A 14895-nucleotide genomic window follows, 5' to 3' on the forward strand; every position below is an offset into this window, starting at 1 on the left:
GTGGGCTAAACACAAGGAAATGAGCATGGCAGACGAAAACACCGGCTTGGTGGTAATCGACATTAAGCCAGAATCCTACCCGACCCTGTACGTCACGAACGGCCTTGATAAATACCTCAACCAGATTCGTCAGGCAGTTAATGAAGTCCCTGATGTGTCGACTGCAAAGGGCCGAGCACGGATAGCATCACTTGCCGCTGGTGCGTCACGCAGCAAGACAGCAATCGAAAAGCCGGGGCGTGAGTACCTTCGCCACCTAAAAGAGCAGCCGAAAATCATTGAGGCCGAACTTCGTCGATTTGTCATTGAATGCGATGAAATACGCGACGAAACGCGCCGCTCGCTGACTGAGTGGGAGGCTGAACAGGACCGGTTAAAGGAGGAAGCTGAAGCCAAGAAGAAAGCTGAACAGTTAGCGGCAGAAATTGAAGTGGCCCACGAGATGGCTCTGCTGATGAATGACGCTTTCGACCGTGACGCCAAAGCGAAAGCTGATGAAGTTGAACGCCTGCGGAAAGCCCATGAAGAATTCATAGCTCAACAGGCCGCAGAGAAAGCGAAGCGGGAAGTTGAAGAAAAAGCCAAGCATGACATTGAAGCAGCGGAACAACGTGAACGTGATGCAAAACTAGCTCAGGAACGAGCGGAACAGGCCGCCAAGGATGCCGCAGCCAAAGCTGAGCGTGATGCCAAGGAATTAGCTGAACGCGTCGAGCGCGAGAAGCAGGAAGCTATCGCAGCCGAGAAACTTAAAGCACAGCAGGAAGCTGAGCGAGTTCAACGTGAAGCCAAGCAGAAAGAAGATGCACGTTTAGCTGAAGAGAAGCGTGTTGCTGATGAAAATGCCAAGCGCGCGGCTGACGTAGAACACCGTCGCACCATTAACCGCCAGGCAGTAGCCGACTTAATTGCAAACGGATTGCCAGAAGATTGTGCACAGAAATGTGTAGCAGCTATCGCTAAGAACCTCATCGCCTCAGTTCGCATCACTTACTAATCAAACTTAAATGTCAGGAGCCACTCATGTACCAATTCGTACTAACTGGCGATGCCGTCATGGGTCGCTATTGCCAACACCAGCCAAAAGTTAAAAACACCAATCCGTGGATCCGCTGGTTTCTCAGCATATTTCAACAGAAAGGTAATCCGCTATGACACCCACAGACATTACCGAAGCACGGAATCTTTATAGCTCATTGAACGAGCAAGACTTAGAGCAAGCTGGACAAGTCGCAGAGAGGCAGGAAAAGGCACTGCGGGTTCATAACCTAATTAAAGCCTTTGAACACCTTCCTGAATTCGACCGTGAAGCTTTCAATATTTTAGTTGATGAGTACGACTTCGAGGGACTCGACACCGCACTCTACAACGTCCTATTTGAGAATGCCAAATGGCAACAGGCGCTGGAAATACAGCGGCGACTGGCTGAACACGATGAGGCGGCATAATGGCTAGCAATATTGATGTAATTTACGGAACGTTACAGCCACTAGAGAAAGATTTTCAGGCTGTATGTTCAGAGCCAACAATAGCATTCAAGCGCGAAATGGAATTCGCCATGCAGGCGTTTAGCGGCAATGAATACCTTGCGAAGGTCGCGGCAGGGAATCCGCTATCAACTCGAAGTGCAGTAATGAATGTATCAGCCATTGGAATAACGCTAAACCCCGCCCAAAAGCTCGCTTATTTAGTCCCACGCAAGGGAAAGATTTGTCTCGACATAAGCTACATGGGGTTGATGCATATCGCTCAACAGTCTGGCGCTATCAAGTGGTGCCAGTCAGCAATCGTCAGAAAGAACGATAAGTTTAAACGGGTTGGTATCGACCGAGCGCCAGAGCATGAATTTAACGAGTTTGCTACGGCTGAAGAACGCGGTGAAATGGTCGGTGTTTATTGTGTCGTCAAAACAGATGATGGCGACTACCTGACTAATACCATGCGAATTGCAGATGTCTATGCCATTCGAGACAGATCTGAGGCGTATAAAAGCGGAAAACCTTCACCCTGGTCTACCGATGAAGAACAAATGATCCTAAAAACAGTGGTTAAACAGGCCGCTAAATACTGGCCCCGCCGTGAGCGACTGGATCAAGCCATTGATTACGTTAATACCGAAGGTGGCGAGGGAATTAACTTTGCAGCCGAACGCGGGGTTGAGAAGGATGTAAGCCCCGCCACTGACGAAACACTGAAAGCAATCAACGATGCAATGCTACCCCGTGATGGAGCATGGGATACCTTTTTACCTTACCTCTCTAAGCGTTTTAAACGCCCAATCACTGAAGCAAACCAGCTAACAGAAGCTGAGGCAAAAACAGCACTTTCACTACTAACTACTCAGACAACTAAGGCGGCAGCATGATTGATTATGACGTTATCTTGCAGCGCACAGGGATTGACGCAAGAAATCTGGAGCAAGGTAGTGAGGGATGGAAAGCGTTACGCCTTGGGGTGATTACGGCATCAAGAGCGCATTGTGTTATCGCAACAGGACGAGGCGGTAAAGGCTGGGGTGAGAAAAAGAAAGGCTACTTAATGGAATTGGTGGCTGAAGTATGTACAGGGCAATCACTTGAGATTTTCGGCAAGCCATTGGAGTGGGGAAATAACCACGAAGATGAGGCAAGAAGCCTATTTGAATTCACCACCGGTAAGCAGGTTTCTACCGTGCCAATTATCTTCAAGGATGAAGGTATGCGCACGGCAGCCAGCCCAGACGGGTTAGTTGATGATGGCAATGGGCTAGAAATTAAATGCCCGTTCACTACGCCAGTTTATTTAGATTTTCGCGTTAATGGTGAAATAAAACCTGAATACATCGCTCAGTGCCAATTCAGCATGTGGGTGACAGGCCGCCAAGGATGGCACTTTGCAAACTACGACCCACGCATGAAACGAGAGGCAATTCACCATGTCACACTGGATCGTGACGAGGAGATGATGCGCCAGTTCGATGAGCACATTCCTGAATTTATAACAGCAATGGATAGCGTTTTAACCGATTTGGGATTTGTGTTCGGGGAGCAATGGAGGGCGCAATGACCCACTCTCACGACAACATCACTGTTGGCTGCATAACTCTAGTCTACTCAGAAGTACACCACGGATGGATTACCCCTTACAACGAAGTCATTAAAAACCCATTTATAGCGCAACGGACTGCTGAGCGGATTAACTCAAATCTGAAATTGTCACTTGCTACCAACGGACTGGCAGCCTAATCCCCCACCCCATTACAGCAATCTGCTGAGGAAACAGTTATGTCTGAGATAAAGCAATACGACACCGAAGTAAGACTTGAGGCCGTGATGGGAACGAACCATTACGGTGTACATATTCATGCAATGACCGCGGAAGATTTACACAGCAAGTCAGATATTGCAGTAGAGCTTGCATGGCGTGATTTACGGATAGAGCAGCTGATAGCCCAACTGGAAGGGGCGCAGAAAGAGCGTGATGTATACGCTAACTTAGCTTCTGATGTCGGAGATATCATCACGCTTCTGCAAAATAATGAATGGGCTGAACATATAGGGAAAACTAATGTTGGTGGGCTACTTGAGTACCAAATTACACGACTGATGAACTCAATAGCAGACATAAATACTAAATTATTGGCAGCAGAAACAGCGTTATCAGCGGCAAACGAGAAGCTGAGTAAGCCTGTTGCATTCCCTGATTGTGATATTGCTGCGGTTTCACATATCGCTCACTGGTATTCAGAAAAGCAATGTGAAGCATGGGTAGCTGGCGTTGAGTTTAGTAAAAAACAGATTATCAAAGCCGGTTTCACGGTAGAGGGGGAGTGATGCAAAAATTCAAATGTCGCCGCTGCCGGAAAACTCACGCTAAAGATGAGCTGGTTGGAAAGCGGAATAAAAGCGGCTGGACGGATAATTGCTGCCCCGATTGTGGCTGCAAAACATTCACTCTGGTAGAGGGGAATGCAGATGCCTAATAAATTAACAGACCGGCTATCGTATCTCAAAGACGCAAGAGCATATAAACGCTGGCTGCGTAATAACTATTTCTATGACTATCACAATGACAAGCAAGTTATCTCAAAACGATGGCTTGAAGAGGGGCCAGAACAGTACCCATGTTACGTAATCAGCATGTGCGTTAGCTGTAACTACCAAGAGTCAGAGCCTTTCTTCATCTACGGTGATGATTTAACTGATATGGCTGCGACGATACAACGAGCCACCGCTGTGGAGGGGAATGCAGATGCTGAGTGAAGAAGAAGTAGACCGCCAAGATTTTGAAACTTGGTACGCTAACATATGGCACCCGCTGAACATGAAGCGAAACAGGTTTGGTAACTACATCGCTACAGATCACACGATGGCATGGGAGGGGTGGCAAGCAAGAAATGCTGAACTGCTATCACTGCGTGAGCAACTTGCAGAGTTGAAAGCGTTGGAGCCGATTGGTAAAATTGTGTTGAGTGATTATGACTCTGACGGAACACGAACGGCGCGATTGGTTTGTCTGCATGACCAGTCTGATTGGGATAACTTTCAAGATGGTACACTATTATATCTAGAAGCCAAACCAGCGGAGGATAGTGAAATAGCCAAATTCATGGCTGGGGTGAAAAATAGCATGGTGAAGGAGGTTGCAGAGGTCATTCAGAAAGAAGCACTTCTAATCATGTTCGATGAAATTACTCCAGATACCGAAACGATTGCTATGCAGTATGAGTCGCTCGTAAAAAGAATAAATTGTCCGGAGGACTAATGCTAATCGGCTTTGTTCTTCTCACTACTTCCTGCTTTAACGATAGTTGCAACGCCATACCAGTCACAGAAGACATCTACCCCACTCAATCCGAATGTTTGAAAATATCAACGCTGATTAAAGAGCGCAGGCCCGACGTTGTGCTTGTTTGCGGCGAAGTGTATCGGTAACCGCGCTATACTCCTCCAAACGAATAGGAGGAATCCATGAGCTACAATCTCGCTGATATACCGCAAGACGACAAAGACAAGATGGCTGTGGACTTAGCCGCATCAGGCGTTGCATTCAAAGAGCGCTACAACATGCCGGTTATCCCTGCTCAAATAGAGGACCAGCAGCCAGAGCATTTGCGTGAGTATTTTCGTGACCGAGTGAAGCACTACAGGGAAGCGGGTAGAACGATGGGTAAAATGGAATACACCCCGCCAGAGAAGAAGTAATGGCGCGCCGGGCTGATGTACATAGCGCATTCATGGATGCAGTGCAGATAGAGCCAAATGGAAGGAAAGTGGTTACCACGGCAAGATTTATTGCCGAGCTAAAAAAGGTCAATCACTTCTACGATGCCGAGCAAGCTAACGCCCATATCACTCGAAATGAACTCGGGTGGAGCTTAATGGATGAGGGTGAGCGCGGAATGAATAAATACTTCAAGATATTCTAACCAAGCACAACTCAATGAACCTCGCTAAATGCGGGGTTTTTTATTGGGAGTAAATCATGAGCGACTCATTCGAAAAGTGGCTCAACGAGCCAATCGGGCCTAAAGGTGAACAACGCCGCTACGTCCTCAGCATACCCCGTCAACACTTCGCTAAAACCGTATGGACAGATTGCGAGAAAGCAATCAAAGGGAAACGGACTTCATCTAAATAACCTGGAGATTCCCTATGCCTATTTCAATGCTCCCCGTCGAGCGTAAATTTCCGCTGCCCGCTGAATTAACGGGCCGAATTAATGACCTTATTCACGAGTATGACGGTGAATTAGGTCTCAGTGAGGTTATTGGCGTTCTGGAAATCGTCAAGTTTGTATTGCTTAACCAGAAATTGAACGAGGTGGCCTGATGGACGATATCAGCGAACTAATTCTGACTGTTGGCCGCGCGCCGGATGACGGACGTGACCACAAAGACTGCTACCTGTGGGACATGAAAATAAAGCAGCGGCTACGAACCGGCGATAAATCAAAGAGACCGGTACCGACGCAAGTTGTCCAGCCAACACCAGTTAAAACGGTGAAGTCAGTTAAAGCGAAAGTGAGAAAAATAATGGAGGCGGCATGAGTAGAGGAACGATTATTTGCCTGTGCGACCTGACAGGAATTATGGCAGGACCGTGGGTAGCGGCTGGGTATGATGCAATTTTAATTGACCCACAGCACATTGAGAAAAGTAACCAGGCGGGAATACGAAAGTGGCCAGACACAGTCCTGACGGCTGCCGGCGCTCTAGGTGATGTTATCCGGAATGAAGAAATTGTGTTTGTTGCTGGATTTCCACCATGTACGGACGTAGCTGTAAGTGGTGCTGCTCACTTCGAAAAGAAGCGCAATGCGGACACCCACTTTCAGGCTAAGGCCGCTCTCGTTGCTGAACAATGCCGAATGATTGGTGAAATAACTGGAGCGCCCTGGTTCTTCGAGAATCCAGTAAGTGTTTTCAGTGGCATATTTGGAAAGCCTAATTTCATTTTCAATCCGAGCGACTACGGCGGCTATCTGCCAGAGCACGATGTTCACCCAACCTATCCAGACTACATTGCTCCACGTGATGCATACCCGAAGAAAACCTGTTTATGGACTGGAGGGGGATTTGTGATGCCGGATAAGTTGCCAGTTCCTGTGCCTGATGGTTATTCAACTCAACATCTAAAGCTGGGTGGGAAGTCAGAGCGAGTGAAGAATATTCGAAGCGCCACACCTCGCGGTTTCGCTGAAGCGGTTTTCCGGGCTAATGCTCCACATTTGAAAGCGTTAAGAGAGGCAGCATGAAGCGACTCAAATTATCAACAGAGATATTAGTGGTGATAATTCTCACCCTCTTCTCTATGTGCATGATTATCTATGTGATTGGTGATGCTATGAAGGGGGTTCACTGATGATGGCTATGAAAATTGATTTCGCTAAGTGGAAAGTTGAAGAGCTACCGGCAGGGGTTACATGCTCATTCTGCAAAAAGCCTGAAAGCGAGGTTCGCATAATTACCGGACCTGAGGTGAATATCTGCAATGAGTGCGTGGGCCTATGCAATGAGATCCTTGACGAGGAAGAGTCTGAGCGGAGAAAGGCTACCGTTGATGACCTGTTATCTATCTATTTTTCTGACGGCGCAGGCGTAGATGTTGGGAATGACTGGGATAGGAAGGGAATGGAGGCTATTTACGATGCCGGTTACCGGAAACCCAAGGAGTGAATGATGATGCATTGGACAATTTTATCCGGCTCCGTCGGTGATTTCATCGGTGCTCCACATTGGGCTAAGCGGCTGGCAGTGGTTCGCGGTACCGGTCAGAAATTATGGTGGGATGGCATGCAGAAATATCAGGACCGCGAGCAGCTACTCGATGCGTACACCTCTGACTTTGATGAGTGTGTCGATACGGTTGCGGAGCGAAGACTGGTTCCCGTTGACGCTAAAGACTGAAGGAGTAATACGTGACTCCAGAAGAGAAGCAAAACGCCCTCCTGTCAGCCGCAAAAAACTGTAACAACGAAATTAAAACTACCCTCGCCGCTCTGCCGGCTAACACAAACAAAGACTCCATCACCCGCCCTATAATCCTGCGCCACTACGAAAAGCTAAAGCCGCTTGGCTACAAGCTGGCTTGGCTTCTTTTCGCCATCGGCGTGCTGAATGGTCAGTTTAAGTGGAATAGGTGATGGGGTTGATAAAGAGATAAGAGGCCAGCTATGACAAATGTTATTCAAATTGTGCCGAATAAGTGGGTAACAGAGGATCTGCTTATTGCTTTAACCGGCCTTCGTCCTGGAACAATTAAGAGGGCCAGAGAGAAATCGTGGCTGCAAGGGAGAGAGTATTTACTGGTTTCTCCTGAGGATGATCCAAAACCTAATAGCGAGTGTATGTATAACAGGGAAGCTATTGATAACTGGGTAGAGCGTCAAAAAAGTATCCAGCCATCAACCGCAAAGCTAAAAAAAGCGGTATAACCTACAGTCCAATCAACCTCATAAGGGTCAATTATGAGCAAACAGCAATATCCTACCGGCGTAGAGCATCATGGAGGATATCTACGCATTTGGTTTATGTATCAGAAAAAGCGCTGTAGGGAATCCCTTGGGGTTCCTGATACGCCTAAGAACAGAAAAATAGCATCTGATTTGCGTCAGTCAATTGGGTACGCCATTAAGACCGGAACCTTTGACTATGCAAAGCAGTTCCCTGAGTCACCAAATGCATCACAATATGCCACCACAGAAATCAGGAATATTACCGTTCAGGAGTTGTTCAACAAATGGCTTTCCCTGAAAGAGCCGGAGGTTTCGCTAAACACCCACGATAGATATACATCAACACTGAAAACGGCAGCTATTTTACTTGGTCCTGACCGGCAGGCTTCATCAATCAGAAATGAAGACATTTTGAAGTTGAGAAATGAGTTGCTTAATGGGATGCAATTACCTCGACGTCACCAGATTACGGCGGTTAGAGGGCGGTCGGTACCGACTGTTAATTATTGTCTGGCATGTGTTAAATCAGCATTTATGTTTGCGGCGGGGAATGGGTACTCTGATTCAGATCCAACATCAAATTTGGTTCGACTGCGGAAAAGTAAGCCACAGCCAGATCCGCTAACAAGGGATGAGTTCTTTAGAATGCTTAATGGTTGCACCCATCAGCAAATTAAAAACTTATGGACACTCGCTGTATATACCGGCATGCGGCATGGAGAACTTTGTGCACTGGCGTGGGAGGATGTAGACCTCGAAGCAGGCACAATTATGGTAAGGAGAAATCTTACCCGAGTTAAGCAGTTTACTTTACCAAAAACCGACGCAGGAACCGATCGCATTATTCAGCTTACGGACAATGCAAAAGAAGCCCTGCGCAGTCAAATGCTACACACAAGGATGGGGCCGCAATATCAAATACTGGTCCATACGAGAGAAGCAAGAAAAACAAGGGAAGACAGTTGCACTTTCGTTTTCATACCCAGAGTTACATCATCAAACCAGCTTTGCGGTGATTATTACTCAACTGAGTCACTAGGCCAGATATGGAACGGAGCATTGAGGAGATCGGGGATCAGGTCAAGGAAACCATATCAATCACGTCATACATTCGCATGCTGGCTATTGTCGGCCGGGGCAAACCCATCATTCATCGCTTCACAGATGGGGCACGCATCTGCGCAGATGGTTTTCTCTGTTTATGGGGAATGGATGCCAGAAAGCAACAATGAGCAAATTGCACTTTTGAATGCTAAATTTTCTCAAAATGCCCCACTCATGCCCCACAAGAAAATTGTATAGTGGTTTTTACTATATAATTCAATAGCATTACCCGCTCACACCCCCATATTCATCACATCTTGATAAGCCGCAACTAACTTATTACGAACTTGAATGCCCAGTTGTAAAGATACTGATGATTTTTGCATATCTACCATCACATCATTCAGGCCAACACCGGGCACACCCAATTCAAAATTCTGTGCCTGAGTGCGGGCATGCTGTTGGTTTTCACTGATTTTGCCGATGGCCGCTTTCAACTCACTGGCGAAACCGGCTTCTGCTGGCAACATCTTTGCCGAACCGGATGCCTGCAATGCAGTGACCTGCAACTGCTGTAAAACCCCTTCAATACCTTGAACAGACATGCTCATCCTCAAACGATGTAATGGGTCAAATAACAACATGGAAAGTGAGTCCGTAAATGCAGTTATTCACCATTCGCCACGTGTCACTATTTTCAGGATGACACCCTAACACATCATTTTTGGACTAAAGCCGCTAATTAGACACAAAAATACCGGCTTATTGAGCCATCGAATTCATCACTTACAGCAAATAATGGCATGCCCATAAAAGGGGAGATCAGCTATTGATGCTTTATCGCTCACAGCACTTGGGAGTCTGTTTTGTTTCGACACATTAGTTACATAAAAAATACTAACTCAAACGTTGTTCAGCTTGGCCAAGGACGTGTATGAATGCCTCGATAACTGGCGGTGAAAATCGTGAAAATGTTTTTACGACAACACTGGCACGCCTACGCGCGAATCCAAAAATCCCACTGCTGATTGCTGCGGCTGCGGCCGTCGCTATTATTGTCGCGCTGATGTTATGGGCTAAAAGCCCGGATTATCGCGTCCTTTATAGCAACCTGAATGATCGTGACGGTGGTGATATCGTTACGCAACTGACACAACTGAATATCCCTTATCGCTTCGCGGATAATGGTGGCGCGTTGTTGGTCCCGGCAGATAAGGTGCATGAAACCCGTCTGCGTCTGGCCCAACAAGGCTTGCCTAAAGGCGGTGCGGTAGGTTTTGAACTGCTGGACCAGGAAAAATTTGGCATCAGCCAGTTCAGTGAACAAGTTAACTATCAACGGGCATTGGAAGGTGAACTGGCGCGCACTATTGGCACCCTCGGGCCAGTGATGAATGTGCGTGTTCACTTGGCAATGCCAAAACCTTCTCTCTTTGTTCGGGAACAAAAGTCTCCCACCGCCTCTGTAACACTCGCATTGCAACCAGGTCGTGCCCTTGATGATGGTCAGATTAACGCCATCGTATATATGGTCTCCAGTAGCGTGGCCGGTTTACCGCCGGGTAACGTGACTGTCGTTGACCAAACCGGCCGTTTGTTGACGCAATCCGACAGTGCGGGCCGTGATTTAAACGCCGCACAACTCAAATTTACTAACGAAGTTGAAAATCGCTTCCAACGTCGCATTGAAACCATACTCGCCCCGATGGTCGGTAGCGGTAATGTGCATGCGCAGGTCACGGCTCAAGTTGATTTTGCCAGCCGTGAACAGACCGATGAAGAGTATAAGCCTAATCAGGCCGCCGACAAAGGCGCGGTCCGCTCACAGCAAGTTAGCACCAGTGAACAACTAGGGGGAACCAATGTCGGTGGTGTTCCGGGGGCATTATCCAATCAGCCATCTGCCACACCGGTCGCACCGATTGAAACCCCAGCAGCGACGCCTGCTGCCGGTGCTGCTGGTGCCACGGCCAACAATGCCAACGCGGCTAATCGTCCGGCCACTGCCGCTAAATCGACAGCGACATCAAGCAACAGCCGCCACGACCAAACCACTAACTTTGAAGTTGACCGCACAATCCGTCATACCCAGCAACAAGCTGGCATGGTTCAGCGCCTCTCGGTTGCCGTTGTTGTTAATTACGGCAGTGATAAGGCGGGCAAGCCAGTTGCGCTGACCAAAGATCAATTGGCACAAGTGGAATCCCTGACACGCGAGGCGATGGGCTTCTCTACTGATCGTGGCGACACATTAAATGTGGTGAATACACCATTTAACGCCACCGATGATGCCAGCGGTAACACACTGCCCTTCTGGCAACAACAATCGTTCTTTGATCAGATGTTAAATGCTGGTCGTTATCTGCTTATCTTGCTGGTGGCATGGATCTTATGGCGCAAATTAGTGCGCCCTATGGTCGCTAAGAAACAAGTTGCTGATAAGGCTGCGGCATCGGTCAATAACATTGTCCAGACTGCGGTAGCGTCTGAAAATGCCAAACAGAGTAAAGAAGAGCTGGCCTTACGTAAGAAAAATCAGCAGCGAGTGAGTGCTGAAGTTCAGGCCCAGCGTATACGCGAACTTGCGGATAAAGACCCACGTGTTGTCGCGCTGGTTATCCGTCAATGGATGAGTAATGACCAATGAGCCTGACCGGAACTGAAAAAAGCGCCATCATGCTGATGACTCTGGGTGAAGACCATGCCGCCGAGGTGTTTAAACACCTCTCCTCGCGCGAAGTGCAGCAACTCAGTACCACCATGGCCAGTATGCGTCAGGTTTCTCACCAGCAACTGATTGATGTATTGGCTGAATTTGAAGACGATGCCGAGCAATATGCCGCACTGAGCGTGAACGCCAGTGATTACCTGCGCAGTGTGCTGATAAAAGCCCTGGGGGAAGAGCGCGCATCCAGCTTGTTGGAAGATATTCTGGAATCGCGCGAAACCACCAGTGGCATGGAAACGCTCAACTTTATGGAGCCGCAGATGGCGGCCGACCTGATCCGCGACGAACATCCGCAGATTATCGCCACCATCCTGGTCCATCTGAAACGCGCTCAGGCCGCCGATATACTGGCGCTGTTCGACGAGCGCCTGCGCAACGATGTGATGTTGCGTATCGCCACCTTTGGTGGTGTCCAGCCCGCCGCATTGGCTGAGTTGACCGAAGTATTGAACAACCTGCTCGATGGCCAGAACCTCAAACGCAGCAAAATGGGCGGTATCCGCACAGCGGCCGAGATTATCAACCTGATGAAAACACAACAGGAAGAGACGGTCATGGATGCAGTGCGCGAATACGACGGCGAATTGGCTCAAAAAATTATCGACGAAATGTTCCTGTTCGAGAATTTGGTCAGTGTCGACGACCGCAGCATTCAGCGTTTACTGCAAGAGATAGACAACGAATCACTGTTGATCGCCCTGAAAGGTGCCGATCAAGCATTGCGCGAGCGTTTCCTCAGCAACATGTCATTGCGTGCAGCAGAAATCTTGCGCGACGATCTGGCAACCCGTGGACCGGTACGTATGTCACTGGTCGAAAACGAACAGAAAGCCATCTTGCTTATCGTCCGTCGTCTGGCGGAAAGCGGCGAGATAGTCATTGGTGGTGGCGAGGATATCTATGTCTGACAGGATAAATGCCCTGCCCTGGCAACCTTGGTCACTCAACGACTTTGCCACTACATCGGATACTACTCCGCCAGTGGCTGCGCCGGATATCAGTATGCTGTTTACTGATGAACCGGATACGGGTAGCGATAGTGAATCAACCGGGGTCAGTGAGCAGCAAGCGCTGGTAAATCTGCAACTCGAAGCCGAGAAGCAGGGCCGCCAACAAGGGTTCGCTAAAGGGTTACAAGAAGGGTTGGATAAAGGTTACCAGACCGGTCTGGAGGAAGGTCATCAACAGGCACTGGCCGATGCTCAAAAGCAATTGGCCCCGATGACTGCCCACTGGCAACTGATGGTGAACGACTTCCAAAGTACCCTTGATGCACTCGACAGCGTGATAGCCTCGCGGTTAATGCAAATGGCCCTGGCCGCCGCGAAACAAATTCTCGGGCAACCTGCAATCTGCGATGGCACGGCATTATTGGCCCAAATCCAACAACTGATTCAGCAGGAACCGATGTTCACCGGTAAGCCACAACTGCGGGTTAATCCCGATGATCTGGCTGTCGTCGAGCAACGCTTAGGCAGCACCTTAAGTCTGCATGGCTGGCGCTTGCTGGGTGATAGTCAAATTCATCCGGGTGGCTGCAAAGTCAGCGCCGAAGAAGGTGATCTGGATGCCAGTTTGGCGACCCGCTGGCATGAGTTGTGCCGCCTCGCCGCGCCGGGAGAATTATGATGACCGCGCGCCTTGGTCGTTGGCTCGCCTCTTTAGATAAATTCGAAGAGCGCATCAGCCAGTCAACCACTATCCGCCGCTACGGACGGTTGACTCGCGCCACCGGTTTAGTCTTGGAAGCCACAGGGTTACAACTGCCATTGGGCGCAACTTGTCTGATTGAGCGCCACGATAACGGCGAAGTGCAGGAAGTTGAAAGTGAAGTGGTCGGTTTTAACGGCCATCGCCTGTTTCTGATGCCGTTGGAAGAAGTCGAAGGCATTGTGCCAGGAGCCAGAGTCTATGCCCGGGTGACCACCGGTGGTGCTTCAGCCAGTAAGCAACTGCCGCTCGGCCCGGAACTTCTGGGCCGAGTATTGGATGGCAGTGCCAAACCACTTGATGGTCTACCTGCACCAGAAACCAGTTATCGCGCCCCACTGATCACCCCGCCAATCAATCCATTGCAACGTACCGCGATTGTGCAGGTACTCGATGTCGGTGTGCGGACGATTAATGCCCTACTGACCGTTGGCCGTGGACAACGTATGGGTCTGTTCGCCGGCTCTGGGGTAGGTAAAAGTGTGCTGCTCGGCATGATGGCGCGTTATACCCAAGCAGATGTCATTGTGGTGGGTCTGATTGGCGAACGTGGCCGTGAAGTAAAAGACTTTATCGAGAATATTTTAGGGCCGGAAGGCCGTGCTCGTTCGGTAGTGATAGCCGCTCCTGCCGACGTATCGCCATTACTGCGTATGCAAGGTGCCGCTTATGCAACTCGCATTGCAGAAGATTTCCGTGACCGTGGTCAGCACGTATTGCTGATTATGGACTCGCTGACTCGCTATGCCATGGCGCAACGTGAAATTGCGTTGGCCATCGGCGAACCACCGGCAACCAAGGGTTATCCACCCTCCGTATTCGCTAAATTACCGGCGCTGGTGGAGCGTGCGGGTAACGGTGTCACCGGCGGTGGCTCGATTACTGCATTTTATACCGTATTAACCGAAGGCGATGACCAGCAAGACCCGATTGCAGACTCGGCACGCGCCATTCTCGACGGCCATGTGGTGTTATCACGCCGTCTGGCTGAATCTGGCCACTATCCGGCCATCGATATTGAAGCATCGATCAGTCGTGCCATGACATCACTGATCGATGAGAACCATTACAGTCAAGTTCGCCAGTTTAAACAACTACTTGCCAGTTATCAGCGTAACCGAGACTTGGTCAGTGTGGGTGCCTATGCCGCCGGTAGTGATCCGCTATTGGATAAGGCCATTGCTCTTTACCCGCAAATGGAAATCTTCTTACAGCAAGGCATGTTCGAACGCAGCAGTTACGACGATGCATGCCAGCATCTGAAGAGTCTGTTTCCGGGTTGATAGCCAGTGACTCAAGCCACCGCCCCTGTCGTATACCCAAAGAAATTGGCGTGGCAGGTAGGCAGCAAGTGAATGACAAATCGGTCGGGAACCGATTTGAACAGCATTTATGCTAGCCCGTAGGATGAGCCTCATTAACCCCAATGAGCTTACACAGTCAAGTAATTTGGGTAAGTGAACGTAGCCAACAACCCT

General features: G+C 49.1%; 25 protein-coding genes. 24 read left to right on the forward strand and 1 reads right to left on the reverse strand.

Annotated features, from left to right (window positions below; all coding sequences use genetic code 11):
* Nucleotides 1-25: 25 nt before the first annotated feature.
* From V1955_RS13125 to V1955_RS13220, 20 genes are all read left to right on the forward strand, one after another.
* A complete protein-coding gene (locus tag V1955_RS13125; RefSeq protein WP_442821009.1) occupies nt 26-997 on the forward strand; it encodes a hypothetical protein in 972 nt (323 codons plus the stop codon).
* Between the two features lie 26 nt (nt 998-1023).
* Entirely contained in the window at nt 1024-1155 is a 132-nt protein-coding gene (locus V1955_RS13130) for a hypothetical protein (protein ID WP_256966774.1), read from the forward strand.
* Nucleotides 1152-1448, forward strand: a complete 297-nt coding sequence (locus tag V1955_RS13135) for a hypothetical protein (RefSeq protein ID WP_442821010.1) — start codon at nt 1152-1154, stop codon at nt 1446-1448. The genes V1955_RS13130 and V1955_RS13135 overlap by 4 nt, the downstream gene beginning before the upstream one ends.
* Nucleotides 1448-2365, forward strand: a complete 918-nt coding sequence (locus V1955_RS13140; protein WP_442821011.1) for a recombinase RecT — start codon at nt 1448-1450, stop codon at nt 2363-2365. Before V1955_RS13135 ends, V1955_RS13140 begins: the two co-directional genes overlap by 1 nt.
* On the forward strand, nt 2365-3045 hold the full coding sequence (locus V1955_RS13145) for a lambda exonuclease family protein (RefSeq protein WP_442821442.1): 681 nt from the start codon (nt 2365-2367) through the stop codon (nt 3043-3045). Before V1955_RS13140 ends, V1955_RS13145 begins: the two co-directional genes overlap by 1 nt.
* Entirely contained in the window at nt 3042-3224 is a 183-nt protein-coding gene (locus tag V1955_RS13150; protein ID WP_442821012.1) for a DUF1317 family protein, read from the forward strand. The genes V1955_RS13145 and V1955_RS13150 overlap by 4 nt, the downstream gene beginning before the upstream one ends.
* Before the next feature lie 39 nt (nt 3225-3263).
* Nucleotides 3264-3812 carry a hypothetical protein gene (locus V1955_RS13155; RefSeq protein WP_442821013.1) on the forward strand — a complete coding sequence of 183 codons (549 nt, stop codon included), beginning with the start codon at nt 3264-3266 and terminating at the stop codon, nt 3810-3812.
* Nucleotides 3813-3953: 141 nt separating this feature from the next.
* Nucleotides 3954-4241, forward strand: coding sequence for a hypothetical protein (locus V1955_RS13160; RefSeq protein WP_442821014.1), 288 nt, complete (start codon nt 3954-3956; stop codon nt 4239-4241).
* On the forward strand, nt 4231-4743 hold the full coding sequence (locus V1955_RS13165) for a hypothetical protein (protein ID WP_442821015.1): 513 nt from the start codon (nt 4231-4233) through the stop codon (nt 4741-4743). The genes V1955_RS13160 and V1955_RS13165 overlap by 11 nt, the downstream gene beginning before the upstream one ends.
* A gap of 206 nt (nt 4744-4949) precedes the next feature.
* On the forward strand, nt 4950-5183 hold the full coding sequence (locus V1955_RS13170; protein WP_442821016.1) for a DNA polymerase III subunit theta: 234 nt from the start codon (nt 4950-4952) through the stop codon (nt 5181-5183).
* Nucleotides 5183-5407: a hypothetical protein gene (locus tag V1955_RS13175; RefSeq protein ID WP_442821017.1), complete on the forward strand. Its 225-nt coding sequence runs from the start codon at nt 5183-5185 to the stop codon at nt 5405-5407. The genes V1955_RS13170 and V1955_RS13175 overlap by 1 nt, the downstream gene beginning before the upstream one ends.
* A gap of 56 nt (nt 5408-5463) precedes the next feature.
* Nucleotides 5464-5619 (forward strand): hypothetical protein, encoded by a 156-nt coding sequence (locus V1955_RS13180; protein WP_442821018.1) that lies wholly within the window; start codon nt 5464-5466, stop codon nt 5617-5619.
* A gap of 14 nt (nt 5620-5633) precedes the next feature.
* Nucleotides 5634-5810 carry a hypothetical protein gene (locus tag V1955_RS13185; RefSeq protein WP_442821019.1) on the forward strand — a complete coding sequence of 59 codons (177 nt, stop codon included), beginning with the start codon at nt 5634-5636 and terminating at the stop codon, nt 5808-5810.
* Nucleotides 5810-6028 carry a hypothetical protein gene (locus tag V1955_RS13190; protein WP_442821020.1) on the forward strand — a complete coding sequence of 73 codons (219 nt, stop codon included), beginning with the start codon at nt 5810-5812 and terminating at the stop codon, nt 6026-6028. The genes V1955_RS13185 and V1955_RS13190 overlap by 1 nt, the downstream gene beginning before the upstream one ends.
* Nucleotides 6025-6735 carry a dcm methylase gene (locus V1955_RS13195; protein WP_442821021.1) on the forward strand — a complete coding sequence of 237 codons (711 nt, stop codon included), beginning with the start codon at nt 6025-6027 and terminating at the stop codon, nt 6733-6735. The genes V1955_RS13190 and V1955_RS13195 overlap by 4 nt, the downstream gene beginning before the upstream one ends.
* Nucleotides 6736-6841: 106 nt before the next feature.
* Nucleotides 6842-7156: a ClpX C4-type zinc finger protein gene (locus V1955_RS13200; protein ID WP_442821022.1), complete on the forward strand. Its 315-nt coding sequence runs from the start codon at nt 6842-6844 to the stop codon at nt 7154-7156.
* Nucleotides 7157-7387, forward strand: coding sequence for a hypothetical protein (locus V1955_RS13205; protein WP_442821023.1), 231 nt, complete (start codon nt 7157-7159; stop codon nt 7385-7387). It begins immediately after the preceding gene.
* Between the two features lie 11 nt (nt 7388-7398).
* Nucleotides 7399-7623, forward strand: coding sequence for a hypothetical protein (locus V1955_RS13210; protein WP_050297890.1), 225 nt, complete (start codon nt 7399-7401; stop codon nt 7621-7623).
* Nucleotides 7624-7653: 30 nt separating this feature from the next.
* The gene (locus V1955_RS13215) at nt 7654-7914 is read left to right on the forward strand and encodes an excisionase family protein (RefSeq protein WP_442821024.1); all 261 of its coding nucleotides are present in this window, start codon (nt 7654-7656) and stop codon (nt 7912-7914) included.
* Between the two features lie 33 nt (nt 7915-7947).
* The gene (locus V1955_RS13220) at nt 7948-9237 is read left to right on the forward strand and encodes an Arm DNA-binding domain-containing protein (protein ID WP_442821025.1); all 1290 of its coding nucleotides are present in this window, start codon (nt 7948-7950) and stop codon (nt 9235-9237) included.
* Nucleotides 9238-9272: 35 nt separating this feature from the next.
* Here V1955_RS13220 and fliE read toward each other — a convergent pair whose 3' ends face one another.
* Nucleotides 9273-9584 carry a flagellar hook-basal body complex protein FliE gene (fliE, locus tag V1955_RS13225; RefSeq protein WP_005189374.1) on the reverse strand — a complete coding sequence of 104 codons (312 nt, stop codon included), beginning with the start codon at nt 9582-9584 and terminating at the stop codon, nt 9273-9275.
* Nucleotides 9585-9913: 329 nt separating this feature from the next.
* Between fliE and fliF the strand changes: the two genes are divergently transcribed.
* From fliF to fliI, 4 genes are read left to right on the forward strand one after another with little or no spacing between them, the layout of a single operon-like run.
* Nucleotides 9914-11626 (forward strand): flagellar basal-body MS-ring/collar protein FliF, encoded by a 1713-nt coding sequence (gene fliF / locus V1955_RS13230; protein WP_442821026.1) that lies wholly within the window; start codon nt 9914-9916, stop codon nt 11624-11626.
* Entirely contained in the window at nt 11623-12615 is a 993-nt protein-coding gene (fliG, locus tag V1955_RS13235; protein ID WP_083159147.1) for a flagellar motor switch protein FliG, read from the forward strand. Before fliF ends, fliG begins: the two co-directional genes overlap by 4 nt.
* Complete coding sequence (gene fliH, locus V1955_RS13240; RefSeq protein WP_372569022.1) at nt 12608-13336, forward strand: flagellar assembly protein FliH; 729 nt, start codon at nt 12608-12610, stop codon at nt 13334-13336. Before fliG ends, fliH begins: the two co-directional genes overlap by 8 nt.
* Entirely contained in the window at nt 13336-14700 is a 1365-nt protein-coding gene (gene fliI / locus V1955_RS13245; protein ID WP_083159149.1) for a flagellar protein export ATPase FliI, read from the forward strand. Before fliH ends, fliI begins: the two co-directional genes overlap by 1 nt.
* Nucleotides 14701-14895 lie beyond the last annotated feature (195 nt).

It is taken from the genome of Yersinia sp. 2545 StPb PI, from assembly GCF_052217125.1.
In the GTDB taxonomy this organism is placed as follows: Bacteria; Pseudomonadota; Gammaproteobacteria; order Enterobacterales; family Enterobacteriaceae; genus Yersinia; species Yersinia enterocolitica_E.